This window comes from Paenibacillus sp. YAE3 (assembly GCF_057546105.1).
This window is the reverse complement of the sequence record NZ_BAAIYF010000010.1, coordinates 182,518-207,577: the sequence shown is the minus strand read 5'-3', so window position 1 is coordinate 207,577 and position 25,060 is coordinate 182,518. Positions and strand designations below refer to the sequence as shown.

Annotated in this window: 22 protein-coding genes and 2 riboswitches; of the genes, 1 reads left to right on the top strand and 21 read right to left on the bottom strand. The window is 58.0% G+C overall.

Translation table 11 applies throughout. The features are described 5' to 3' along the window. Positions 1 to 58: 58 nt before the first annotated feature. A complete protein-coding gene (locus AC27KL_RS20155) occupies positions 59 to 1,132 on the bottom strand; it encodes an undecaprenyldiphospho-muramoylpentapeptide beta-N-acetylglucosaminyltransferase (RefSeq protein WP_339323973.1) in 1,074 nt (357 codons plus the stop codon). A gap of 415 nt (positions 1,133 to 1,547) precedes the next feature. On the opposite strand from AC27KL_RS20155, the gene abc-f reads away from it, so the two are divergent. Further along, positions 1,548 to 3,446 carry a ribosomal protection-like ABC-F family protein gene (gene abc-f / locus AC27KL_RS20150; protein ID WP_487170789.1) on the top strand — a complete coding sequence of 633 codons (1,899 nt, stop codon included), beginning with the start codon at positions 1,548 to 1,550 and terminating at the stop codon, positions 3,444 to 3,446. 132 nt (positions 3,447 to 3,578) lie between these two features. Here the strand turns inward: abc-f and AC27KL_RS20145 are convergent, their stop codons facing one another. The 20 genes from AC27KL_RS20145 to sdaAA form a co-directional block, all read right to left on the bottom strand. Continuing rightward, on the bottom strand, positions 3,579 to 4,199 hold the full coding sequence (locus tag AC27KL_RS20145) for a 50S ribosomal protein L25 (protein ID WP_487170788.1): 621 nt from the start codon (positions 4,197 to 4,199) through the stop codon (positions 3,579 to 3,581). A 161-nt stretch (positions 4,200 to 4,360) separates the two neighbouring features. Further along, positions 4,361 to 5,527, bottom strand: coding sequence for a multiple monosaccharide ABC transporter permease (gene mmsB, locus AC27KL_RS20140; protein ID WP_487170787.1), 1,167 nt, complete (start codon positions 5,525 to 5,527; stop codon positions 4,361 to 4,363). After that, a complete protein-coding gene (gene mmsA, locus AC27KL_RS20135) occupies positions 5,511 to 7,061 on the bottom strand; it encodes a multiple monosaccharide ABC transporter ATP-binding protein (protein ID WP_339323969.1) in 1,551 nt (516 codons plus the stop codon). The genes mmsB and mmsA overlap by 17 nt, the downstream gene beginning before the upstream one ends. 37 nt (positions 7,062 to 7,098) lie before the next feature. Further along, complete coding sequence (gene chvE / locus AC27KL_RS20130; protein WP_339323968.1) at positions 7,099 to 8,184, bottom strand: multiple monosaccharide ABC transporter substrate-binding protein; 1,086 nt, start codon at positions 8,182 to 8,184, stop codon at positions 7,099 to 7,101. 288 nt (positions 8,185 to 8,472) lie between these two features. Further along, complete coding sequence (locus tag AC27KL_RS20125) at positions 8,473 to 9,687, bottom strand: response regulator (RefSeq protein WP_339323967.1); 1,215 nt, start codon at positions 9,685 to 9,687, stop codon at positions 8,473 to 8,475. Then, positions 9,687 to 11,597, bottom strand: a complete 1,911-nt coding sequence (locus AC27KL_RS20120; protein WP_487170786.1) for a cache domain-containing sensor histidine kinase — start codon at positions 11,595 to 11,597, stop codon at positions 9,687 to 9,689. Before AC27KL_RS20120 ends, AC27KL_RS20125 begins: the two co-directional genes overlap by 1 nt. Continuing rightward, on the bottom strand, positions 11,587 to 12,597 hold the full coding sequence (locus AC27KL_RS20115; protein ID WP_339323965.1) for a substrate-binding domain-containing protein: 1,011 nt from the start codon (positions 12,595 to 12,597) through the stop codon (positions 11,587 to 11,589). The genes AC27KL_RS20120 and AC27KL_RS20115 overlap by 11 nt, the downstream gene beginning before the upstream one ends. A gap of 223 nt (positions 12,598 to 12,820) precedes the next feature. Beyond that, positions 12,821 to 13,273 carry a cupin domain-containing protein gene (locus AC27KL_RS20110; RefSeq protein WP_339323964.1) on the bottom strand — a complete coding sequence of 151 codons (453 nt, stop codon included), beginning with the start codon at positions 13,271 to 13,273 and terminating at the stop codon, positions 12,821 to 12,823. A gap of 392 nt (positions 13,274 to 13,665) precedes the next feature. Then, entirely contained in the window at positions 13,666 to 14,346 is a 681-nt protein-coding gene (gene thiE, locus AC27KL_RS20105; RefSeq protein ID WP_487170785.1) for a thiamine phosphate synthase, read from the bottom strand. Then, complete coding sequence (thiD, locus tag AC27KL_RS20100; protein ID WP_487170784.1) at positions 14,343 to 15,155, bottom strand: bifunctional hydroxymethylpyrimidine kinase/phosphomethylpyrimidine kinase; 813 nt, start codon at positions 15,153 to 15,155, stop codon at positions 14,343 to 14,345. Before thiD ends, thiE begins: the two co-directional genes overlap by 4 nt. Continuing rightward, positions 15,152 to 15,985 (bottom strand): hydroxyethylthiazole kinase, encoded by an 834-nt coding sequence (gene thiM, locus AC27KL_RS20095; RefSeq protein WP_487170783.1) that lies wholly within the window; start codon positions 15,983 to 15,985, stop codon positions 15,152 to 15,154. Before thiM ends, thiD begins: the two co-directional genes overlap by 4 nt. Beyond that, on the bottom strand, positions 15,982 to 16,680 hold the full coding sequence (gene tenA / locus AC27KL_RS20090; protein ID WP_487170782.1) for a thiaminase II: 699 nt from the start codon (positions 16,678 to 16,680) through the stop codon (positions 15,982 to 15,984). Before tenA ends, thiM begins: the two co-directional genes overlap by 4 nt. 131 nt (positions 16,681 to 16,811) lie before the next feature. Then, positions 16,812 to 16,916: riboswitch (TPP riboswitch) on the bottom strand. 97 nt (positions 16,917 to 17,013) lie between these two features. Next, positions 17,014 to 18,036, bottom strand: a complete 1,023-nt coding sequence (locus AC27KL_RS20085) for a ThiF family adenylyltransferase (protein ID WP_487170781.1) — start codon at positions 18,034 to 18,036, stop codon at positions 17,014 to 17,016. An 11-nt stretch (positions 18,037 to 18,047) separates the two neighbouring features. Then, a complete protein-coding gene (locus AC27KL_RS20080; RefSeq protein WP_339323958.1) occupies positions 18,048 to 18,815 on the bottom strand; it encodes a thiazole synthase in 768 nt (255 codons plus the stop codon). 5 nt (positions 18,816 to 18,820) lie between these two features. After that, positions 18,821 to 19,027: a sulfur carrier protein ThiS gene (gene thiS, locus AC27KL_RS20075; RefSeq protein WP_487170780.1), complete on the bottom strand. Its 207-nt coding sequence runs from the start codon at positions 19,025 to 19,027 to the stop codon at positions 18,821 to 18,823. Continuing rightward, positions 19,008 to 20,180 (bottom strand): glycine oxidase ThiO, encoded by a 1,173-nt coding sequence (thiO, locus tag AC27KL_RS20070; protein WP_487170779.1) that lies wholly within the window; start codon positions 20,178 to 20,180, stop codon positions 19,008 to 19,010. Before thiO ends, thiS begins: the two co-directional genes overlap by 20 nt. Beyond that, entirely contained in the window at positions 20,164 to 20,796 is a 633-nt protein-coding gene (gene tenI / locus AC27KL_RS20065; protein ID WP_487170778.1) for a thiazole tautomerase TenI, read from the bottom strand. The genes thiO and tenI overlap by 17 nt, the downstream gene beginning before the upstream one ends. Before the next feature lie 112 nt (positions 20,797 to 20,908). Then, positions 20,909 to 21,013, bottom strand: a riboswitch (TPP riboswitch). 133 nt (positions 21,014 to 21,146) lie between these two features. Next, positions 21,147 to 23,213, bottom strand: coding sequence for a type I pullulanase (gene pulA, locus AC27KL_RS20060; protein WP_487170777.1), 2,067 nt, complete (start codon positions 23,211 to 23,213; stop codon positions 21,147 to 21,149). Positions 23,214 to 23,670: 457 nt separating this feature from the next. Beyond that, positions 23,671 to 24,063, bottom strand: coding sequence for a glycine cleavage system protein GcvH (gene gcvH / locus AC27KL_RS20055; protein WP_487170776.1), 393 nt, complete (start codon positions 24,061 to 24,063; stop codon positions 23,671 to 23,673). 62 nt (positions 24,064 to 24,125) lie between these two features. Further along, a complete protein-coding gene (gene sdaAA, locus AC27KL_RS20050) occupies positions 24,126 to 25,058 on the bottom strand; it encodes an L-serine ammonia-lyase, iron-sulfur-dependent, subunit alpha (protein ID WP_339323953.1) in 933 nt (310 codons plus the stop codon). Positions 25,059 to 25,060: the final 2 nt, after the last annotated feature.

The following is a 25,060-nucleotide window of genomic DNA, read 5'->3' as shown; positions in this document are numbered from 1 at the left end:
TGGTCTCTGTCTTACCAATATACCATATATCCCGCGAAACCGAGAACTCTTGTTCTCCTTATCGGCGGTTGGCCGTCTCTTTGATCAAGCGGAACACCTCGGAAAGCGCATCGGAACTCGGGTTGCTCCGCATGTTCTCAACTATTTCTTTCCGGCTTTTGAATACGTCCATCACTCCCGAGAACAAGGTGTCCCCGTTCAGTTCTTCCTCCTCCAGAACTTTGCAGTATCCCGCCTTTTCGAACGAGCGGGCGTTCAGGATCTGATCCCCCCGGCTCTGCTGCCTGGACAACGGAATAAGAAGCATCGGCTTGCGCAGCGATAAAAACTCGAAGATCGAATTCGATCCCGCGCGGGAAACCACCAGATCCGCCATGGCCATGACGTCCGGCAGCTCTTCGTTGATATATTCGTATTGAATATAACCGGGTCTGTCCATGCTCGGGTCGACCTGGCCTTTGCCGCATATGTGGACGACTTGGAAATATCTCAGCAGGGTAGGCAGCGCCGATCTGACCGCCTCGTTGATTTTGCGGGCTCCCAGGCTTCCGCCCATGACCAGCAGCACGAACTGGTTCGCTTGGAAACCGCAAAAATCCCTGCCCCGGTCCGCATGGCCTTGGTGAAGCTCCTGGCGCACCACCGCGCCCACGTAACGGCTTTTAGCCGTATTCATCTGTTCGGCCGTTTCCGGGAACGTCGTGCAGACGACGGACGCCATCGGAATCGAGATGCGGTTCGCAAGGCCCGGCGTAATATCCGATTCATGGATCACGACGGGCACATTGTTCAGCCACGCCCCGATCACCACGGGGACGGACACGAACCCGCCTTTCGAAAAGACGACCTGCGGCTTGCGCTTTTGGATCAACCGGTAAGCCTCGTACACGCCTTTGGCTACCTTAAACGGATCCTTTACGTTTTGGATGTCGAAATACCGTCTTAATTTGCCTGTCGAGATTGGAAAATATTTCACGTCGGGCAGGGCGCTTACCAGGTCTTTTTCGATGCCCGCCACGGACCCCGCGTATTCTACGGTCCAGCCTTCTTCCAAAAAAAGCGGCATCAGCGCCAAATTTACGGTGACATGACCAGCGGAGCCCCCGCCGGTAAACATAATTTTGTTCATCATTTCCCCCTGAATCTGCTTGCAGTGTTTTATTCCATTATACAGCCCAAAGGAAGGCTTGTGACGATGCCGTCGGCATCAATCGGGAATATGGCGTCTTTAGCCTATTGCCATTTGCGTCCAAAGCCGCTAAAATGAGCGTATCTATATTTTGAAGGAGGTGAGGTAGCAGTGGTGCGCAATTTTTCGAACGACCGGATCAACCAATTACCCATGGCATTGTCCGGAATTTTTTATGCAGCGGCATTTCACGGGATCAGTCTGTCCATTTTTAAATATCCGGTTGCTTCAAAAAATTGCGAAATGCCGCTCCTACCTTAACTTCAACGGATGATGTTGCGTTGAACGCTTAAGCCGCAGGGACATTTCCCTGCGGCTTTTTTTCTGTAGGTCCCGGCATCTATGGAGGAAAAAACAAATGATGATTCAATGCAAAAACGTGCAAAAATACCATGGCGCTGAACTGGTGCTCTCCGATATCAGCTTCGAAATATCCCGCGGGGAAAAGGTCGCGCTCATCGGCCGGAACGGCAGCGGCAAAACCACCCTGCTCCGCCTCCTGAACGGGAACGAAACCCCGGCTCAGGGGCAAATCGCCATCTCGAAAGGAACGAAAGTCGGCATGCTCGCCCAAATTCCGGAAGCGGCCGCGGAAGAAACGGTTCATGACGTGCTCCTGCGTCCGTTTGCCCATGTCCTGGAATGGCAGGGCCGGATGCGGGCGCTCGAGGCGCTGATGTCCGATCCGGCGCAAAGCGGCGATCCCAAGGCGCTGGCCGGCTGGCTTGACGAATACGGCAAGCTGCAGGAGCGGTTCGAACGCGCAAACGGCTACGAAATCGAAGCCTCCATCGCCAAAATCACGGCCGGCCTGGGGATTCCAGCAGACCAGCTGCCGCAAGCCTTCTCCTCCCTTTCCGGCGGGGAGAAAACGAAAATCGGCCTCGCTTCGCTGCTGCTCGAACGGTCGGATCTGCTGCTGCTGGATGAACCGACGAACCATCTGGACATGGCGGCGCTCGAATGGCTGGAACAGTTTTTGGCGGAATACGCCGGCACGGTGCTCGTCATTTCCCATGACCGTTATTTCCTCGATCGCGTGATCACCAAGGTCGTCGAAATCGAAGACGGCGAAGCTTTCATTTACCACACGAATTATTCGGGCTACCAAAAGGAAAAGGAAGAACGTCTGCTGCTGCAATTCGCGCAATACCAGGAACAGCAGAAAAAGATCAAAAAAATGCAGGAAAGCATCAAGCAGCTGATCGAATGGGGCAACCAGTCTAATCCGCCGAATCCCGGTTTTCACCGCCGCGCCGCTTCCATGCAAAAAGCGCTGGATCGCATGGTCAAGCTGAAACGGCCCGTGCTGGAGCGCAAAAAAATGGGGCTGGAGCTCCGCCAGGAGGACCGCTCGGGCAAGCAGGTCGTATATCTTGACCGGGTCGGCAAGGCGTTCGGGGAACGTTTCCTGTTCCGGCATGCGAACGGACTGCTCCGCTACGGCGAAACGGTCATGCTGCTCGGGGCGAACGGCTGCGGCAAAAGCACCCTGCTCCACATGCTTATGGGGCGCGAAGAAGTGACGGAAGGTTCGATCGCTTTAGGTTCGCGCGTCGTCATCGGCTATCTCGCCCAACAGGAGCATCCGGACGACAACCGGCAAACGGTGCTCCAATTTTTCCGCGAACAAGCGGGGGTCGAAGAAGGCGAAGCCCGCGGCAAGCTGGCGCGTTTCCTGTTCTACGGGCCGGACGTGTTCAAAAACGTGTCGAACCTCTCCGGAGGCGAGTGGACGCGCCTGCGTTTTGCCGTTTTGATGGAGCTGAAGCCCAATCTGCTCATTCTTGACGAACCGACAAACCATCTGGATATCGATTCCAGGGAAGTGCTCGAGGAAGCGCTGGAGGAATTTCCCGGAACCATCCTTGCCGTATCCCATGATCGTTATTTTATCGACCGGCTTGCCGACACGATTTGGAGCCTGGAGGAAAGCGGGCTGCGCGTCATCCATGGGGGGCTGGAGGAATACAGGCAGCAGGCGGTTTCGGAAAAGCTGAGGACCGTGCGCGAAACCGAAACCGCTCCTGCCCCGGCTCCCGGGAAGCAGCGCGTATCCCCTCCGAATGCGCCGCGGCGAAACCGGGAAGAGGAAATCCAAGCCGCCGAGCAGGAGCTGCAGCGCCTCGATTCGCAAATGATGGACGACGAGGTCGCCTGCGACGCGATCCGGCTGGCGGAGCTTCACGAACAACGCGAACGGCTGGAGGAACATCTTCACCGGCTGTACGAGGAATGGCTGCTTCATTCCGAATAAAACGACGCCCGCGAACGGCCGGTTTTTAGCAGGCAGCATATATAAAAAACCAGCCCGTCTCATTCCAGAGACGGGCTGGTTTCAAATGGGGATCAGTCTGCCGTCCATTCGATGAACGGCCTTGAGGCGGCCTTATTCCTTGGCCGCTTCTCCCGCAGCATCCGCGGCTGCTTCGCCTTCGGCTTCCGCTTCGTTTTCGGCTTGCAGCACGGCACGCGGAGCGGTGACGGAAGCGATCAGTTCCTCGGGGGACGCCACCAGCGTCACGCCCTCAGGAAGCTTGATGTCGCCTGCGACCAGCTTGTCGCCCATGTTGAGGTGGGAAATGTCCACCTGAATCGTGGCCGGCAAATTCGCCGGAAGCGCCTCGACCTCAAGCTCCGTTTCCTGATGCTGGAGCACGCCGCCGGCTTTCGTCCCTTCGGCGGTTCCGAGGAACTCGATCGGCACGCGGACCTTCAGCCGCTTATTCGCGGATATTTGCAAGAAATCGACGTGGCTCACGGCCCCGCTTTTTTTCTGGAAATCCTTAATGATGACGTTAAAATCGGAGGAACCTTCGACCTTCAGCGTAAACATTTCGGTGCGTCCGGTCCGGGCCACCTTCATCAGTTCCTTGACATCGACGCTGAGCGGAATGCTTTCCGTTTGGGATCCGTACACGACGGCCGGAATGCGCCCGCTTTCCCTCAACTTGCGCAAGCTCGAATGCTTGGTATCTTTTCGCGGCTCAGCCGTAAGTGTCTGTGACATCTAGCATTACCTCCTTGGATATCGCCAAATCTGCCGCCTTTTCTATCGAAACGGCATACTTATGTATTACCCATAATGGAGCCAAATCAAACATTGCGCCTATGAATTTGCGGCCCGAACAAAAAAATAGACGGAGGCTGTTGCCCCCGTCTGGCGTCGATTTACGATACGCTGCTTTTCTTTTTGTTATAAATGTCGAAGGCGACGGCCGCAAGAAGCACAAGCCCTTTGATGCCTTGCTGCCAGTCGATGCCGAGGCCGATGAGCGACATGCCGTTGTTCAGGATGCCCATGACCAGGCCGCCGATAATTGCCCCGAACACCGTTCCGATGCCGCCTGTCGCCGAAGCGCCGCCGATGAAGCTTGCGGCGATCGCATCAAGCTCGAAGTTGGTGCCGGCCCGCGGCGTGGCCGCGTTGAGGCGCGCCGCGAAGATGAGACCGGAGATGGCGGCCATGACGCCCATGTTGACGAACACCCAGAACGTCACCTTTTTCGTTTTGACGCCGGACAATCCCGCCGCTTTTTCGTTGCCGCCGATCGCGTAAATATGGCGTCCCATCACCGTTTTGTTCATGACGAAGGAATAGATGAGGATGAGCGCAAGCAGCAGAATCAAAATGTTCGGCAATCCCGCGTAGCTGGCCAGCATAAACGCAAACGCCATGATGACGGCCGCGATGATGACGAGCTTGAGGATGAACAAGCCGCCAGGCAAAACGTCGAAGTTGTATTTTTTCTTGGACTGCCGGTCGCGAAGTTCATTGATGACAAAAATGACGGTGCAAATGACGCCGGCCGCAATCGCCACCACGTTGATGCTGCCGCTGCCCACATCCGGGATGAAACCGGAGCTGATCTTTTGAAAGCCAGCAGGGAACGGCGCGATGGATTGGCCTTTCAGCACGATCATGGTCAATCCCCGGAACAACAGCATGCCCGCAAGCGTGACGATAAAAGCCGGGATTTTGACGTAAGCGACCCAAAAGCCCTGCCATGCGCCGATCAGCCCGCCGACGATCAGGGAAGCGATGACCGCGACGACCGGATGCAGATGCATATCCACCATCATGATGCCGGCGACGGCACCGACGAAGGCCGCCACCGATCCGACCGAAAGGTCGATATGTCCCGTAATGATCACCAGCACCATGCCGATGGCGAGGACGAGAATGTAGCTGTTTTGCAAAATGAGGTTCGTAATGTTGATCGGCTCAAGCAGCAGGCCGCCCGTGATCAACTGGAAAAAGATCATGATGACGACAAGCGCGATAATCATTCCGTACTGGCGGATGTTATTTTTGAACAATTTAACTAACGTTTCCATGCTTTGGACCTCCTGTCTTGGTCATGTATCTCATCAACGTTTCCTGCGAAGCCTCTTCCCGGCTGACTTCCCCGGTGATCCGCCCGGCGTTCATCACGTAGATCCGGTCGCAGATGCCCAGAATTTCCGGCAGCTCGGAGGAGATGACCAGGACGCCTTTTCCTTCGTCGGCCAGCTGGTTGATGATCGTATAAATTTCGTATTTGGCCCCGACGTCGATGCCGCGCGTCGGCTCATCCAGAATGAGGATGTCCGGTTCGGAAAAGATCCATTTGCTGAGGACCACCTTCTGCTGGTTGCCGCCGCTGAGATTGCCGGTTTTTTGCAGAATGTCCGGGGCTTTGATCTTCAGCTTTTTCCGCATGTCTTCCGCCACCAAAATCTCCTGCTTATCGTTGATCACGCTTTTTTTCGCCAGCTTGGATAGGCCGGTAAGCGAGATGTTCCGCTTGATGTCGTCGATCAAGATCAGCCCGTAATGTTTGCGGTCTTCCGTCACGTACGCGAATCCGTTGTTTATGGCCTGGGTGACCGAGTTGTTTTCGATGGGCTTGCCGTCCTTGTACAAGGTGCCGCTGATGTTCCGTCCGTAAGATTTTCCGAAGACGCTCATCGCAAGCTCCGTCCGCCCGGCGCCCATTAGTCCGGCAATCCCGACGATTTCGCCGCGGCGAACGTGCAGGTTGACGTTATCGAGCACCTTCCGGTCGCTCCGCACCTCGTCGTACACCGTCCAATCCTTGATTTCCAAAATACAATCGCCGATGTTTGGCGTCCGCTCCGGATACCGGTTCGTCAAATCCCGCCCGACCATGCCGCGGATGATGCGGTCTTCGTTCACTTCTCCGCTTTTCATGTCCAGCGTTTCGATCGTTTTGCCGTCGCGCAGGATCGTGATCGAATCCGACACCTTCGACACCTCGTTCAGCTTATGGGAAATGAGAATGCAGGAAATGCCCTGCTTCTTGAACTCCAGCATCAGCCGCAGCAGGTTCTCGCTGTCGTCTTCGTTCAACGCGGCCGTCGGTTCGTCCAAAATGAGCAGCTTCACTTTTTTCGAGAGCGCTTTGGCGATTTCCACCAGCTGCTGCTTGCCGACCCCGATATTGCCCACCAGCGTGTTCGGGTGCTCGTTCAGTCCCACCTTTTCCAGCAGTTCGCGGGCTCCCGTGATCGTTTCGTTCCAGTTCAGCAAACCTTTGCGGGAACGCTCGTTGCCCAGAAAAATGTTTTCCGCGATGGACAGGTAAGGGATGAGGGCCAGCTCCTGATGGATGATGACGATGCCGAGCTCTTCGCTTTGCTTGATGTTTTTGAATTCGCAGGTTTTGCCTTTGAACAAAATATCCCCTTCGTAGGAGCCGTGCGGGTACACGCCGCTGAGCACCTTCATCAGCGTGGACTTGCCCGCTCCGTTCTCCCCGCATAACGAATGGATTTCGCCTTCCCGGATTTTCAGGTTGACGTTATCGAGCGCTTTGACGCCGGGAAACGCTTTCGTGATGTTCCGCATTTCAAGAATGTATTCCGACATGGATTTCACCTTCCGATCCTTCGAGTATGTGAACGGCTTATTTCAGGCCGATTTCCTCCTTGGTGTAATAGCCGCTTTCGACTAGCTCCTTTTCGACGTTGGACGCATCGACGGAAACAGGAGGAAGCAGGTACGCGGGAACGACCTTCACGCCGTTGTCGTAGGACTTCGTGTCGTTGACCTCCGCCTCTTCGCCTTTCAGGATGCTTTCCGCCATTTTGACCGCCTGCTCCGCAAGCTTCCGCGTATCTTTGAATACCGTTTGGGTCTGTTCCCCGGCGACGATGGACTTGATGGAGGCTAGCTCGCCGTCCTGTCCGGTAATGACCGGCATCGGTTTTTTCGCGGTTCCGTATCCGACGCCTTTGAGGGACGATATGATGCCGATGCTGATGCCGTCGTACGGGGACAGGACCGCATCCAGATGCGCGCCCGAGTAGTTTGCGCTGAGCAGGTTATCCATCCGCGCTTGCGCAAGCGAACCGTCCCACCGCAGCGTCGCGATCTGGGCCATCGTCGTTTGTTTGCTGCGGACGACCAGCTGCCCGGAATCGATGTACGGCTTCAAGACCGACATGGCGCCGTCGTAGAAGAAATAAGCGTTGTTATCGTCCGGCGACCCGCCGAACAGCTCGATGTTGAACGGCCCCTTCCCTTCTTTCAGTCCGAGCTTTCGCTCGATATAGGACGCTTGCAGCACGCCGACCTTGAAATTGTCGAAGGTGGCGTAATAGGATAAGTATTCGGTGTTCCGGATCAACCGGTCGTAGGCGATCACCTTGATGCCCTGGTCATGGGCTTTTTTGATGACATCGGTCAGCGTATTGCCGTCGATCGAAGCCACGACAATGACGTCGACGCCTTTGGTGATCATGTTTTCGATCTGCGAGATTTGATTTTCCACCACGTCTTCCGCAAACTGCAGATCCGTCTTGTATCCTTTTTCCTGGAACAGCCGCTCCATGTTTTGTCCGTCGGCAACCCAGCGCTCCGACGATTTGGTCGGCATGGCCAGTCCGACATAACCTTTATTTTTGTCGCCGGCTCCCGATTCGGCCAAGTTGCAAGCCGTCAGGACCATCAGCATCGATGCGATCAAAAGTCCTGCTAATGCTTTCTTCATCGGTTCAATCTCCTTTCCTGAATGCTGCATCCGAGAGCGCTTACACCTGCCCGGCCGTAAGGCCTCTCTGTATTAAAAAGAATACACTTGAAGGCCGGGCGGGGTCTTTTCACCGGATCGACCATTTTTTATAAATTTCATACCTTTGTCGATCTTCCAAGTCGCAAATGTTTAAAAACGTCTCCGTGGGAGGCATGCTGCGGATAAAAAAAAGAGCACCCCTCCGCCGACCGTCAAACGGCCGGAAGGGATACTCTCCGGAATACGCGGGATGATTGCCTAAAGCGGCTACATGTCTTGGAACGCTTCTCCTTTGCGGTAACGGTTGGGCGAAACGCCCATCACCTTCTTGAAGGCGGTGCTGAAATAATGCTGGCTTTCGTAACCGACCCGCTCCGCGATCTCGTACATTGTCATATTGGTGGAATTCAGCAGCTGGATCGCTTTCCGGATCCGGGTCTGCGTCAGGAAGCTTACAAAAGACGTTCCCAGCTCTTTTTTCAGCAGCCGACTCAAATACACCGGGGACACTTGCAGGCTGGATGCAAAAGTCTCCAGCGTCAGTCCCGGCTGGTCGTATTGCTCATGGATAAGCTGCCTTGCCCTCCGGACGAGCGGCGACAGCTGCGCTTCGCGGAAGACGGCTTCCCGGCAGGCGTCGTAGGCTTCCGCCACCGCTCCGGGCCCCTCCTTCACCGCTTCCAAATGGACGTGGACCGTCATTTTCAAAAAGTTCTGCACCGCCTGCTCGATTTCCGCCGCGATTTCCACCGGCGTCTCGTCCCACAGGCAAATGCCGATCAATCCCGTATGTTCGCGGAAAAGCAAATGGTCCGCCTGCTGGACGAACTCCGCGACGATGTTTTCGATGGCGAACAGGAACAGCTGCCTTTCGCTTTCCTTCATCAAAGGCTGATTCACCGATGTTTCCGGCCAGCGGACGACGCCGACCTGCACGGGCAGCCTGGAAGGAAGGCCTAGAAATTCAAGCTGCTCCGCCGCCTCCGTGTCGCCGATGAGCCCTTGGATCCATTCCCGGCAAAACCGTTCCCGCAGCACGGGAATATTTTTTTCGATCTGCTCGGAAGCTTTTTTCAGGTAATGGTCCCGGACATGCAGCTCGTCGAGCTCCTCCTTGACGCTTTGCAGCACTTCCCTTAAATGGCCGGCATTGACCGGTTTAAGGATATAGTCCTTCACCCCGAGCCGGATGGCTTCCTGCGCGTAAGCGAACTCGTCGTGGCCCGTAATGATGACGAATCGGCATGCGGGCTGCGACTCCTTCAGCTTTTTCATGAACGTGATGCCGTCCATGATCGGCATGTTCATGTCGACCAAAACGATGTCGATATGGCGCCCTTGGGCAATGTCGAGCGCCTCTTCCCCGTCCTCGGCTTCGGCGGCTACCTCCATGCCGAGGTTTTCCCAATCCACGGCGTCGATGATCCCTTCGCGAATGATCGGTTCATCGTCGGCTATCAGCACTTGGTACAGATTGTTCATCACATGTTTCCCCCATCGTTTTCGGTTGGCGAAGGGGCTTCATGGAGCAGAGGATGACGGATCGTCACGCTTGTCCCTTTCCCCTCCGTGCTTTCGATCGAAATGCCGTATTCCTCCCCGAAGGTGAGGACAATCCGCGCCTGCACGTTCAGCATGCCGTAGTTGCGTCCGGCCGGCCCGCCCCCGCCGGCGTTTTCTTCCATCGCCGACAGCGGATCCCGCAGCTGACGGCGCAGCTCCCCGAGCTTGTCGGGCGGAATCCCGGCCCCGTCATCGGATACGGTCAGCAACAGGGCGTGTTCGTCCACGGATGCCGCAATCCGGATATGGCCGGGGCCTCTGCGGGCTTTGATGCCGTGATAGATCGCGTTTTCGACGATCGGCTGCAGCAGGAGCTTCAGCACGAACAAACCTTCCGCTTCCCGGGGAAGCAGGAAATCGCATCGCAGCCTGTCGCGGTACCTTGTTTTCTGGATTTGCAGGTAACTCGATATATGCGTCCACTCGTCCCGGATCGGGATGATGTCGCTTCCCTTGCTGAGTCCGATCCGGAAAAGCGTGGACAGCGACTCGACCATGTCGGACACGTCGTCCGCCCCTTTTTTCTTGGCCATCCAATGGATCGTATCGAGCGTATTGTACAAAAAATGCGGTTTGATATGCGCCTGCAGGCTTCGCAGCTCGGCTTCGCGCTTCTGCCGCTCGCGCAGCTCGTTCAGTTTGATGAGCTTGCGTATTTCCAGCAGCATGCGGTTAAAGCTGCGTCCCAGCATCCCGACCTCGTCCTGCCGGTGCCGAAGGTAGCGGACGGTCAGATCCCCGGATTCGGCCTTTTGCATGAAAGACATCAGCTGGCGGATCGGCCGGGAAATGGACTGGGAAAGCGTATAGGAAGCCGTAAGGCCGAACAGGCAAACGACGAACAAAAAGCAAATGAGATAAAAACGGATTTCCCGGACCTCATATATCGCTTCATTCGTTTCGAAGACGCCGATGGTCCGCCACCCCGTAAACGAGGACGTGCCGTAGATGAATTGCAGGCGGCGTCCCCCCGCCTCCTTTACGAACGCGCCGCTATCCTGTTGTGGAAACCAGGCCGAAGGCACCTCCGGTACGAGAGGGTCGTCCGGCGCATAGATCGGGGCGCCGTTTTTTTCCGTCACCATAAGATACCCGTTTTTCCCAAGCGTCACATCGCGGACCGCCTTCGCAACCGCCCGCAGCTTCAGGTCGATCAGCACCGCCCCGGTAACCTTGCGGGTATCGGGATCCACAAACGAACGGACGACCGAAACCAGCTCGTCATTCGCATAATGGACATGGGTCGTTACGTTGCGCTGCTGCGGATGGCCAAGCACCGTAAACAAACCTTCATGTTTGGCCGCTTCCATGTACCAGTCATCGCGCGTCAAGTTCTCCGGAGACCGGGCATACATTTCGTTGCTGACGTAATCCCCGCTGCCGTTTACGACCAGGATCGCCGCAATCTCGGGGTAAAGCGTCGTAAACCCTTGCAAATACTGCTTAACCGCGTACAACTCGCCGTTTTTATCGTCAAGCACCGGCTTTTGCCCGCCTGCCGCCGTGCCGCCGCGAGCCGAAGGCATCCGGCCGTCCAGAAACCGTTTGATCTTCGGATCGAACCCGATCAGGTACGTGATGTTTTGCAGGTTCTCCATATCGTTATCAAGCGTTTGGTTCACCTTGCCGATCAATTGGATCGTGTTCGCCGTCACCTGCTGGTCCACGATCCGGTTCACCGTGAAGTTGACCAGCACGCCGAGCGCGATCGACGGCAGGATGCCGACCATCAGAAACAGGACGCTAAGCTTGTACCGGAGCGGCAAGTCGCTGAAGCGGCCCCACTGCATCAACTTGTCCCTCCATGTTCCCTTCCGTTTATTTCGCATAATAATCCTTCACATTCTCCCGGGTTACGATCGTTACCCCCGTGTCCACCCGCGGCGGCAGGGGAGAAACGTCATTCCCGAGCGTCGGGGCGGGGACCGTCAGACCGTGGTGCAGATGAAACAGATACTGCAGCGACCAATACCCCATGTTCCAAGTGCCTTGGGCGATCGTGGCCGAAATCGTTCCGTCGGAAATCCGGTCCAAGGTGGCCTTATTCGTATCGAATCCGATGATTTTGACCTTGCCGGTTTTGTTCGCGGCGATGACCGCATCCGCCGCCCCGGCTCCGCCGCTCGCTTCCGTGGCGAAGATGCCTTTTAACGCCGGATGTTTTTTTAGCATTTCCGACGCGCCGTTTTTGGCAATCATCGTATCGCCCTTCCCCTCCTTGACGTCCACGACCGACATGGCCGGATATTTGGCGGCGATCGTGTCGCGGAACCCTGACATCCGGTCGTCATGGTTCTGCTGTCCGGGCTGCGTAATGATCCCGACCTCGCCTTCCCGCCCCAAAATGAGGGCCATTTGGTCGGCGGCCGCGGCCCCCGCGTCGTAATTGTTCGTGGCGAGGAATGAATAAGCTTTGCTGTCCGGAGCGTCGGCGTCGAACAAAACGACGGGAATGCCGGCGTCCACCGCCTTGTTGATCGTCGAGGTCAACGCCCTGGAGTCGATGGCGGACAACGCAATGCCTGCCGGTTTTTTGGCGATGACCTGCTCCAGCACCGTGATCTGCTCCTTTACGTCATATTGCGTGGAGCCGCGATAATCGACGGAGACGCCAAGGGCATCGCCTCCGTCTTCGAATCCTTTAAGAATGTTTTTCCAATATTCCATCCCGGATTGAAAGGTGACCATGACATAATTTTCGCCGATGCTGCCGTGCAGGCCCCCGTCCTGCCAGGCGTTGCTGCGGCGCTGGTCTTCAAGCCGGTACATCACGACATATCCGACGAAAGCGGCGATAAGCAAAATGTAGATCATCATCAACTTCTTCATGTTTATATCCCCCGTATCGGCGTTCATTCCGTATGTGGAATCGGTTACATTATAACATGATGTAATATACTTCATCCGTGAGGGAAAGTTCAACAATTCTTGGGAAGTTGCCTGGGTCGGGGGGATGGGGAAGCGATATCGCCTTGTTCGGCGAAAAACGCAAAAACCCTGCCGCAACGTGGATTGCAAGCAGGGTTTCCTATTCAGGCGCTGGACCGCTGTGTTAATCGATCATCGTAAAATCGTCGAAATGAAAGCCGGGCGATACGACGCAGGAGACGAGCACCGGTTCGTTCCCAAGCGGGCGCGCTTCCTGCCATACGTTGGCCGGCACCAAAGCTTGGGGAACTTGTCCTTTCTCCAGGTCCATGCCAAGCACGATTTCCTTCCGCTCTCCCGGGTTCTCTCCGTCTCCGCCAAGCACGAGCTGCAGCGGGCTTCCGGCATGCCACAGCCACAATTCGTCGGAGTAGACACGATGCCATTTCGAAAATTCGTTCGGGTGCAGCAGGAAATAAATGGACGTGGCCGCCGGCCGCGAACCCGAATATTTGGCGTCAAGCACCGCTTGAGGAATCTCGAACGAAGATTTCCAAAGCTCCTTGTACCAACCGCCCTCGGGATGGGGCTGGAGGTCCAAGGTTTTAACCAAAGGGGACAACATTGCTTCCGTCATGTTCTGCCTTCTTTCCGTGCCAGGATTGTACATACTGTAGAATGAAATGAACCCTGTTTATGAGGGAATCCGCCCTTTACTTTAACAAATAAAGGAGCGGATTGTAAATGACGGATTCCCTTCTGCCGAAGCATTGGCGAATCCTTCCCTATTTTGCCCCGGACGGCCCGGACTGAACCGGGCGGTAAGTTTGAGTGCGTTCATCTTCGAATGACCCCTTTCCAATTCAGCCTGTAAGCGAAACCGTATGCATGGTTTTCCTTTTCGGTGCAACATGCCCTGTCATGCGGTACATGCTCGAGCTGATGCGCAGCGTTACCTTGTTGTTGGATTCATATCCGCGATCATCAAGGATTCCGGATCCATCCTTCGGGACGTCAAACCGGGATATGTTAAGCTTGGGGATTTCGTCCAGCCATGGATACGGTCAACGCGCGGGACAGCTCCATCGCCGCCAGGTACGGATCGGGCGTTTGCGTAATCGCCGAAATGACCGCGATGCCGTCCGCCCCCGCTTGAATCACCTCAGGGGCGCGGGCTGCGGTAATGCCTCCGATGCCGACGACCGGCATGGCCGCATGCATCCGCCGGATATTCCGCAGCATTGCCGTGCCTTGAACCGGGCGGGCATCCTCTTTGGAAACGGTCGGAAAAACCGGGCCGACCCCGAAATAATCGGCACTCAGCTCCGCGCCCAGCTTGGCTTCTTCAAGCGTATGCACGGACAAGCCCAAAATTTTGTTCCCGATGCGTTCCCTCACCCGGTCCGCCGGCTCGTCCTCTTGTCCGATGTGCACGCCGTCGGCGTCCAAAGCAAGCGCCAGGTCGACGTCGTCATTGACGATAAGCGGCACGCCGTATCGCCGGCAAACCGCAAGGATGCGTCCGCCCAGCTCGGCCTTGGCGTTCCCCGCGAGCGCATTTCGCCCTTTCTCGCGAAGCTGTACCATCGTGACCCCGCCCCGGATGGCTTCCTCCACGACCTCCGCCGCATCTTGCCTGCAATTGACGCTGCCGACGACAAGATAAAGCTTCAGCCTTTCCTTCAAGTCGGTCGGTTCAAAGCGTTTCACCGGACCATCTCCTTCCTGCGCCGGTACGCCCAATGATTGGTCGGGCCGCTGCCTCCTCCGATGCCAAGCGCCTCCTCGATGGCGGCCTGGATGTAATCCCTTGCGGTATGTACGGCTTCGCCAGGGGACGCCCCTTTCGCAAGTTCGGCCGCGATGGCCGCGGAAAACGTGCAGCCCGTTCCGTGCGTATGTTTCGTCGCTATTCTGGGCCGCGCGATCTCCGTAAACGACTCCCCGTCGTACAGCAGGTCGACGGCCTCGTCCGACGCCGGATCGTGGCCCCCTTTAATGACGACCATTTTGACGCCGAACTCCGCGATTGTTATTGCTGCTTCGCGGCGCTCCTCCATCGAGGCAATCGGCCGCCCGGCAAGCACTTCCGCCTCCGGTATATTCGGCGTGACGATGAGCGCAAGCGGCAGCAGCCTGCGCGTCAACGCCTCGACGGCATCGTCCCGCAGCAGTTCCGCCCCGCCTTTGGCGATCATGACCGGATCGACGACTACCCGGTTCCATCCGAATGTTTCGATCTGATCCGCAACCGCTTCGATAATGTCGGCGCTGAACAGCATGCCCGTTTTGACCGCGTCCGGGCCAAGATCCGTCCCCACGGCATGGATTTGCCCGGCAACGGCTGCGGCCGGCAGCGGATAGACGCCGTCCACGCCCAGCGTGTTTTGGATCGTAACCGCCGTAATCGCCGACATTCCGAATGCGCCGAGCTCCTGGAACGTTTTCAGGTCGGCCTGGATTCCGGCTCCGCCGCCGCTGTCGGAACCGGCTATCGTCAAGGCTTTCGGAACGCTCATTGCACGAACCCCCTTCCGGCCGAAACCGGGTGCTCGCTAAGCGCCTCTTCCGGAAGCGGATATTGATCCATTTCGGACAAGGCGTCAAGGAACGCGGCTTGAAAGCTTCCCGGCCCGCGGCCGCCTGCCGCCGCGTACGCCCGCGATGCCGCCGCCCCGTAAAAGGCAAGCGCAGCCGCCCCGGCCGTCAACAAATCCGTTTCAACGGCGGCAAACGCGCCGATGACCGACGTCAACAGGCAACCCGTCCCGGTTACGCGGGTGAGCATCGGATGTCCGCCCCGGACCACGTATCCCTTCAATCCGTCCGTAATGACGTCCTCCCGACCGGTGATCGCCACGACGCTGCCGAGACGGCAGGCGGCCCGCACCGCGAGGTCGACCGAAGGCTCCGATTCGGACTCTTCCGCATCCACGCCTTTGATGGCCGCCGTTTCGCCGATCAGGTTCGCGATTTCGGCCGCATTGCCGCGAACCAAGGCGACGCGGACTTCCCGCAGAATCTCCAGGGCGGCTTTCGTCCGGAACGGAGTGGCGCCTGCACCTACCGGATCGAGAATCACCGGCACTCCGTGCAAATTCGCCGACCGGCCGGCAATGATTGCGGCTTCGACCAGCCCGGCGCTGAGCGTGCCCAGGTTCAACACCAGCGCGCCCGCTATTTTCGCCATATCAGCAACTTCCTTCCGGGCATAGGCCATGACGGGGGACGCTCCGATCGCCAGCAATCCGTTCGCCGTAAAATTCGTCACCACCATATTCGTGATGTTGTGCACGAGAGGCCTGCGCCGCTTGACGATGCCGGGCAAATGCTGCATATCCTCGATCATCGTCCCACCCCTTCCGCCGGGATCATGGGAACCGGCCATTCTTCCAGCGTATATGCCATGTCCCAGAACATGTACTCCAGACGGCAGCTTGCCGCGAAATGCTCCTTGAGACGTTTTTTCCGGTCGGAAGACAAACCTTGCGCCCGCTCGTCCAGCAGCAGACGCATCTTATCCGTAATCCCGCCTTCGAAGCGGCCGTAAAAGTGCATCCAATCGTAAAACGGATGGGAACGGTCCGGCTTCACTTCCGCCAGCAATTTGGCGCCGATCTCCGTATACGTCCAAGGGCACGGCAGCATCGCCGCCAAAATATCCTCAAGCGTTCCTCCATGGGCCACGCTCAGCATGTGGCGGACATAATGGTTCGCCGACGGGGCAAGCGGGTAACCCTGCAATTGTTCGTACGAAACGCCCGCCACGCTGCAAAAATTGTTGTGCGGATGCGTTTCGCTGTGCAAGATGAACGAAATTTGCTCGTTAAAAAGGGCCATCGTGTCGCGGCTGTCGCATTTCGAGATCGCGATTCCGTATAACTGGATATAGGCGTTCAAATACTCGAAATCCTGCTTCACGTAATGGATCAGCTGCTCCTTCCGCAAAGTTCCCTCCGCAATGCCGCGCACGAACGGATGGTCAAAAATGGCGCGAAAAATCGGATCCGCTTCGTTTCGAAGCTCATCGGTAAAACGGGTCATGCCAACACCTCCGAATGAATTTGGATGAAATCCAAACAAGAAGAAGCCGGAAGCGGCCGATCAAACTCAAAAAAGCCGCCCCGAAATGGAGCGGCTCCGAAACGCTATCAGCATGAAAAGGCATGGGATAGGCGAAGTCCGTTCCACTTCCCTACGCCGGTATGATCCGGATCAGGTTCAAAGGGTCCAAGCATCCTTGTCTCAGCCGCTTGCTCGCGGCTCCCCCAGTGGATTTCGTATGAAGTTCGTTTTTCACCCTTTACTTTATCCTTCAAGCCGCCGCTTGTCAAACCGGAAACATCGGCGCCGAATGTTCCCTCCGCCCCTTCGGACTCAGCCTAAATAGCGGTGGTACAAGCTTTTGGCTTCCGCGATGTCCTTCGTTCCGTGCACGAGAACCCGCCCGTCCCAAAAAACCGTCAACCGGCATCCTCCCGCCGCAAAAGACACGAGATACGGGTTCTCCTTGACCTCGCCGCCCAGCCGGGACAATCTGCGCGCCAGCTCCTTCAAATCGCGCCGGACCGGTGCGTGCGGACGAATTTGCACCGTATCCCGGCCGCACAACACGGCTGTCCGGGACTGATTGGCCGGCTGCAGGTACGGGTGGGTGCGGTGTTTTCCGCATGACGGGCAATCCGGCTTCTTCATGCCCCCGACCCGGATCGCGGCATGGGCGCCCGTCCATAAATCGAACGAAACGAGCTTGCCGTGCAAAGCATCCCGATCGCCTACCAACAGCTTAAGCGCTTCGGAGGCTTGGTAAGCCGCGACCATTTGCGCCGCCGGAGCGATGACGCCGGCCGTATCGCAAGTTGCGCCGCCGGTCGGCACCGTCCCAAGCAAACAGTAGAGGCATGGCGTTCGGCCGGGCACGATCGTGAAGGTTATGCCGTAACTGCCGACGCAAGCGCCGTAAATCCATGGAATGCCCAGCTTCTGGGACAAATCGTTGATCACGAGCCGCGTCTCGAAGTTGTCCGTCCCGTCGAGGATGACGTCCACGCCCTGCGCCAGCCCTTCGATTTCCGCAGCGGCGGCGTCGGCGACGACGGCCCGGATGTCGATGTCCGAATTGATGCGTTCCAGGCGGGCTTTGGCCGCCGCCGCTTTCGGCAGGCGCAGCAGGGCGTCTTCTTCGCAGTACAGCTGCTGCCGCTGCAGATTGCTCGTCTCCACGTAGTCGCGGTCCACGATGGTGACGGTGCCTACGCCTGCGCGCACAAGCGTTTCCGCGCTTACCGACCCCAGCGCTCCCGCGCCGACGATCAGGACATGCCCCTCTCCAAGCTTCCGCTGGCCGTCCGGACCGATTTGGGGGAACAACGCTTGCCTCGAATACCGATCGTTATGCATCCCGTCCCCGCTCATGTGACGCTGATTCCCTCGAGCGGGCTGCTGGCGGTCCCGCAGCGCTTTTTCGGAATGCGGCCGGCTTCGTAGCCGAGCCGCCCCGCTTCGATGGCGAGCTTCATGGCGAGGGCCATTTTTACCGGGTCCTTGGCGCCCGAAACCGCCGAATTAAGCAGCACGCCGTCGGCGCCAAGCTCCATGGCGACGGCCGCGTCCGACGGCGTGCCGATGCCGGCGTCGACGATGACGGGCACGGTAGATTGCTCGATGATAAGGCTCAAGTTCAAGGGGTTCACGATTCCTTGGCCGGAGCCGATCGGCGATGCTCCCGGCATCACCGCGTGCACGCCGAGTTCCTGCAGCCGCTTCGCCAGCAGCACGTCGTCCGACGTGTAGGGCAGCACGATGAATCCTTCCTCCAGGAGCATTTCCGAAGCCCGCAGCGTTTCGATCGGATCGGGAAGCAGCGTCTTCATGTCGCCGATCACCTCGACCTTGATCATGTCGCATAATCCGGAGGCTTTGGCGAGCCTTGCGATGCGCACCGCTTCCTCCGCCGTCCGCGCGCCCGCCGTATTGGGCAGCAGCGTAAACCGTTCGATGTCGATCATCTCCAAAAAATTAGGCTGGTCCGGTTCGTAAATGTTCATCCGCCGAACGGCAAACGTCAAGATTTGGGCGCCGGATACGTTTACGGCTGCCTTCTGCACCTCAAAATCCGGGAACTTCCCCGTTCCCAGCAGCAATCTCGATTGAAATTGATGCGGTCCGATAGTTAACATGTTCCTTATCCTCCTCCCACAAAATGCACCAGCTCGATCCGGTCTCCGTTTCGGACGGCCGTGTCCGCATGTTCGTTTTTCCCGAGTACGGCCTGGTTGATTTCCACGACGACGACTTGCCGATCCAGGCCAAAATGTTCCAACAGCCGCGATACCGTCGCGACCGACTCCGGCACCTGCACGGCTTCCCCGTTAACGATCAGATCCAGCATGAACGCCCCTCCCTTCCGGCTGCCTGACGGCCCCATGCCGCTCGGGCGCAAAAGATTCCCAGCCTGCGAATGCGGGCTGCCCGCCGCTCATCTGTTCGGCGATCAGTGCCCCGGTAATGGGGCTCAGCAGTACGCCGTTGCGATAATGCCCTACGGCGACGAACAAACCGTCGCAGCCTGCCGCCGCTCCGAGATAAGGGAGGCCGTCGCGGGTTTGCGGCCGCAGCCCTGCCCACGCCTTCTCCCACCTGGCAGCCGTTATCCGCGGCACGAGAGCGGCTGCTTTGGCCATCAGCCCCATCAAACCTTCGACGGACACCGTCAGCTCATCGTTGCGCTCGACCATGGAAGCTCCGACGAGGAGTCTCCCTCCCCGCTTCGGCACCAAATAACAGCCGTCGGTGAATATGGTATGGCTTACCAAAGGGACCTCCGTTACGACCGAAAAGCATTCGCCTTTCACCGGGTATACGCCGGTTTCGATTCCCGCTTGCGCCAGCAGCCGCTGGCCGTGGACGCCTGCAGCGATGACCGCCTGTCCGCAGCTTATCGTCCCTTCATCCGTGACGACGCCGGTAACCCGCCCCCGTTCCAGCCGCAGCGAACGAACGCTGCAATTCTCCTTGGCTTCGGCGCCGAGCATGACGGCTGCCCGGACATAGGCGGCCGTCAATTCGGGCGCCGACACCTGCCCGTCCCCGGGAATCCGCATCGCGCCTTCGATGCGGCCCGTCAGGTTAGGCTCCAACTCGTTAGCTTCAGCAGGCGTAAGCCACGCCGCCGTTTCCCCTGCTTGGCGTTGAGAGGCGATCATCCGCCGGCAATCGGCGGCCTGGTCGGGCGTCAACGCCACCTTCAAAAGCCCTTTCTGCACCAGTCCGATGTCGATGCCGGTAAGCTCCCTCAGCTCCTCCGCCAGCCGGGGAAACATCGCCCGGCTCTGCCGTGCGAGGTCGAACAGCACGTCCGCCCGGTGCGTCTCCGACTGGGCGCCGAGCATGCCGGCCGCCGCGCCCGACGCGCCGGAGCCGATTGTCTCCCGCTCCAGAATCAATACGCGCCTGCCCTTCTTTGCCAGATGGTACGCGATGGAACCGCCGATGACGCCGCCTCCGACCACGACGACGTCAGCAACGTCAGCTTGATGGACCATGGTTTTCCCTCCCGTTATGTAAACATTGATAATAAGCGGCAGCAGCGCTGACCGGGTCTGCCGCTTCCAAAATCCCGCTCATGACAGCCACGCCCGCCGCGCCGGCTTCAAGTATCTCCGCCACGTTCGCCGGCTTCACCCCGCCGATGGCGATAACGGGAATGCGGACGCGGCTCGCGAGCAGCCTCAGTTCCCCAGGTCCGCGGGCCGGAGAACCGGGCTTGGATGCCGTCGCATAGACATGCCCGAAAATCACGTAATCCGCCCCTTTCTCCTCGGCCTCCACGGCCTCGTGCAGCGAATGGACCGACCGGCCGATCCGCAACTGCGGAAACCACTTCTTCACATCGGATACATCCAGGCTGTGATGCCCGAGCTGCACGCCCCGCACCCCGGCGGCAGCCGCGACGTCGGCCCGATCGTTCAGCACGATGCGGTTTGCGGGAACCCCCGCAGCCAGCAGCATTCCGATTCCCTCCAGCAGCTCGCGCGCCGTTTTGGCCCGTTCCCTTACATGAAACGCATCCACGTATGGATGGATGAGGCCGGCAATTCTCGCCAGCTCATCCAGCGGCTGCCTTCCCGTCGAAACGACATGCAGTTCCCTCCCTGCCACAGGACCTCAACTCCCGCAAAAAAATAAAGGCCGCTTTCCCGAAAGAAAGTGGCCTTTTCCGCACGTCGACAGCCTTGCGCCCCCAAAAAAACGCATAAGGCGCAAGCATAAAACGTTGTTCTTACCACTTCCCTCCGCTGGCATCGCTCCAGATCAGGTTCAAAGGGTCCGGAAATCGCACTTCCGTCTCAGCCGTCAGGCACCCCTAGTGATTTGCTATGAAATTGAAATTTACTATAACATGAATTCCGGCATGTGGCAATCTCTTCCATCCTGTTTTTTCAGCCAGCGCATCCGAAGCATCCGGCCAAAGCGCCCCCGGACCGAAAACCGGAAAAACGCGGCGGCAGTCAACGCGTAAGCAGAAATCGATGGGCTTGGCTGATGCCGCCCGCATCCTCGAACAACACCATCATGGACAGAGCCGGAACAACCGCCTGTTCGTCCCGGATCCAATCAAGCGCCTCGTTCCCGGCACGCTCTTCGTTTACCGCGACCTTCCAGCCGGTTTTGGAAAAAGGAATGTCCAGCTTAATCTCATGGTTGTTCGCGTTATAGACGACGATGATGTTTTTCCAAGCATCGCCGCCCGCAAAGTCCTTCAGCATAAAAGCGACCACCTGGTCCCCGCAGCGGAGCGTTTCCAAATGATTGTCAATCTGCTCCCGGGAGGTCAAGCGAAAGGCGGGGTGGCTTCTCCGAAGCTCGATCAGGCCCCGGTAATAGTCAAAAACCGGCCTAAACCTCCGCTTGTTTTCCCATCTTATGGCATTGACGGCATCGCCGCTGCGGTAGCTGTTATGATCCCCGTATTTCGTGCGGAGCAGCTCGTCGCCGGCATGAATGAGCGGAATCCCTTGGGAGGTCAGCACGATGCCGTTGGCCAGGAGGGCGCGTTTTACCGTCTCGCTTTTCATGATGTTCTCGCCGTCTATGCTCCGGTACGGCTCGGATTTTTCCACGGCCTCATGCAGGCTCCCTCCATGAACGAGTTCCCCGTTTCGGATGTCCGGAAACTTGGCCTCGTCCCGCAGCCCCTGCGTCGCCAGCACTTTATCCCATAAATTCAAATTGTCGTGAACGGTCACGTAATTGACCGATTCGAGCGGAGCATCCGCGAAATCGCAAATCGATCCCCTGACCCCTTCAAGGACCGCCGCTTCCGTGCCCGTTCCGCCCGTGGCGAAACCTTTCCCTTCGCCGTCGCTGTCCCCTTTGATCGCGCCGCGGAAATGGTCGTTGAATACGGCAAAGCCGAGATTCCTCTGGCTGCCTTTCAACGTTTGCCGCGCGAGCGGAGATTCCCCGCCCGTCCAGGGCTCCCCGTAGACGATGATGGCCGGGTCCGCCTCGCGGCGCAGCTCTTCGACCATCAGCTTGACGGTATCGGTATCGATTAGTCCCATCAAGTCCAAACGGAATCCGTCGATGTGATATTCGTCCGCCCAATAACGAACCGAATCGAGAATGAATTTCCGGACCATCGGGCGCTCCGTCGCCAGCTCGTTGCCGACGCCGGAACCGTTTGCCAGCCTGCCTTCGGCGTCCCTGCGGTAGAAGTACCCGGGCACGACCGCCTCGAACGGTCCGTCCTCGACGCTGTAGGTATGATTGTACACGACGTCCATCACTACGCGGATCCCTTTGCCGTGCAGCGCCATGACCATTTCCTTGAATTCGCGGATCCGGAGACCCGGCACGGTCGGATCGGTCGCGTAGGAGCCTTCCGGCACGTTAAAATGCTGCGGATCATACCCCCAATTGTACTTCGGCCCGGAAGCGCCGGGATCGTCCGCCTGCAGTTCGTTCACCGTTTGGAAATCGAATATCGGCAGCAGGTGGACATGCGTGACTCCAAGCTCCGCCAGATGGTCGATGCCAATCGCATTGCCGTCCTTATCGCGCAGTCCCGTTTCCGTAAACGCTTTAAATTTTCCTTTATGTTGAAAACCGGCGCCAGGGTCGGCCGAAAAATCGCGCACATGCAGTTCATACAAAACGGCGTCTTCGCACCCTGCCATGGGCGGCCTGCGGTCCGCTTCCCAGCCGGGCGGGTTCCAGGCTTCCATGTCCACGATCGCCGACCTGGCGCCGTTGGCGCTGACGGCTTTCGAATACGGATCTGCGGCATAGCGGATGGTTCCATCCGGGTGCTCGATTTTGTACATATAATAGCGGCCGGCAAGATCGCCGGAAAATCGCAAAAACCATACGCCGTCCTTCCACTTTTTCATCCCGACTTCGAGTCCGCCCGCATGATCGAAGACCTCGCCGTCCGCGTTATAACAACCCGCATCCTCATAAAGCGCGAGCGTCACTTTTGCGGCCCCGGGCGCCCACAGCTTAAAAACGCTTTCCGTTTTGCTATACGTGCAGCCCAAATCCCGTCCGCCGTAATACTCCGTGATTTCCCTCATGATTACACCACCGTAAGCTATGACATTCGATGCACGCAAGGATGCTGCATAATCCCCAAAACAGACTTTCAGTCCGAAATAGACAGCGACAAAGTTTGGTTCGGCTACATACTGTTTCCGGGAGCGGCCGGAACCGGATTTTGCATCATCCCAACGTCAAAAAGCCTAACCTATCCTATGTGCTTTTGTTGCCAAATGTACAGGTTTGTATGCATCGAAAGAGCCCAATTTGAAGCGTGCCGCCGTCAAAATAGGCGGAACGTGGTTGCGGGCTTGCGGAAGGCGGCAACGGCGCAGCTGCGCCGCCATTTAGGCGGGGCGTCGCTGCTGCAGGCCCTTTAAGGCGGACTTCGGCCCTCCCGCTTATTCAGGCGCTTCAGCGCGGATTCAGGCGCAAAAAAGGCGCCGGATCATGCCGGATCCGACGCCTTTCCCCTCCGTTTTTTCGGATTGAAAGCTACTCTTCGAGAAACTCTGCGTATTGCTCCGGACTGAGCAAAGCCGAGAGCTGCTCCTCCAGATCGCCTTCGACTTCGATTTCAGCCATCCACCCGCCGCCGTACGGCTCGTTGTTGACGAGCTCCGGCTCGTCGCCGAGCCGCGGATTGATTTTGGCGATTTGACCGCTGACGGGGCTGAACAGGTCCGACACGGTTTTGACGGATTCGATCGTGCCGATGCTTTCTTCAGCCTGTACGCTTGCGCCTTCTTCGGGAAGCTCCACGAATACGATGTCGCCAAGCTGATGCTGGGCGAAATCGCTGATGCCGATGCGCACGACGTTTCCGCTTACCTTTTCGACCCATTCGTGATCCTTGCTGTACCAACGGTTTTCTTTCACATTGCTCATCGTTTTTCGACTCTCCTTCGATTCTTGTCGTCATCCTTCGAAATAGGGTTGCTAATGAGCCATTATGGGGTGTCTGACGGCGGCTGCTTGGTTTCTTTGGCTTCCTTGGCTTTGCGGCGGCGCTGCTCGACCAGCTCTCGGGTCAGCCTGCGGCCGGTAGGCGTGGCGGCAAGGCCGCCTTTGCCCGTTTCGCGGTGTTTGCTCGGCATGGCGCTGCCGACCTCCAGCATGACGCCGATGACCTCGTCGGCGGGAATGACGCTGCCGACGCCGGCAAGGGCCATATCGGCGGCTGCCAGCGCGGTGACGGCGCCGAGGCCGTTGCGGACGATGCACGGAATTTCCACGAGTCCCGCAACGGGATCGCAAATGAGGCCGAGGCAGTTTTTCAAGGCCAGGCCGACCGCATGGACGGCCTGAAGCGGCGAGCCGCCCCTCAGTTCGACCATCGCCCCGGCCGCCATGCCGATCGCCGATCCGACCTCGGCCTGGCAGCCGCCTTCCGCGCCGGAAATCGACGCGTTGTTGGCAATGACGTACCCGATCGCCCCGGCCGTAAATAAGCCGCGCACCAGCTTGTCGTCCTCCCAGCCGAAGCGTTCCTGCGAGCTGACGAACACGCCGGGAATGATGCCGCAGGAGCCCGCCGTCGGCGTGGCGATGATTCTCCCCATCGAAGCGTTCACTTCGGAGACGGCGAGCGCGTAAGCCATCGCCATGGCGGAGGGCTCGCCGAGCGACGTATCGCCCTGCCGCATGTAATCCGCAACCTTCTTGGCGTCGCCCCCCGTCAGGCCGCTGCGGGATTTCGTGTTGCCGGTCAGCCCTTTGCGGACGGCTTCCTTCATCACCTGGTAGTATTCGGCCATCTGCCGGAATACGTCTTCGGCGGGAACGCCCGTTTCCTTGGCCTGATCCTCCAGCATCACCTCGGCGATCGTTTTGTTTTCTTTCAGGCATATGTCTGCCAGCTGTTCCAGCGTCTCGAATCTCATCG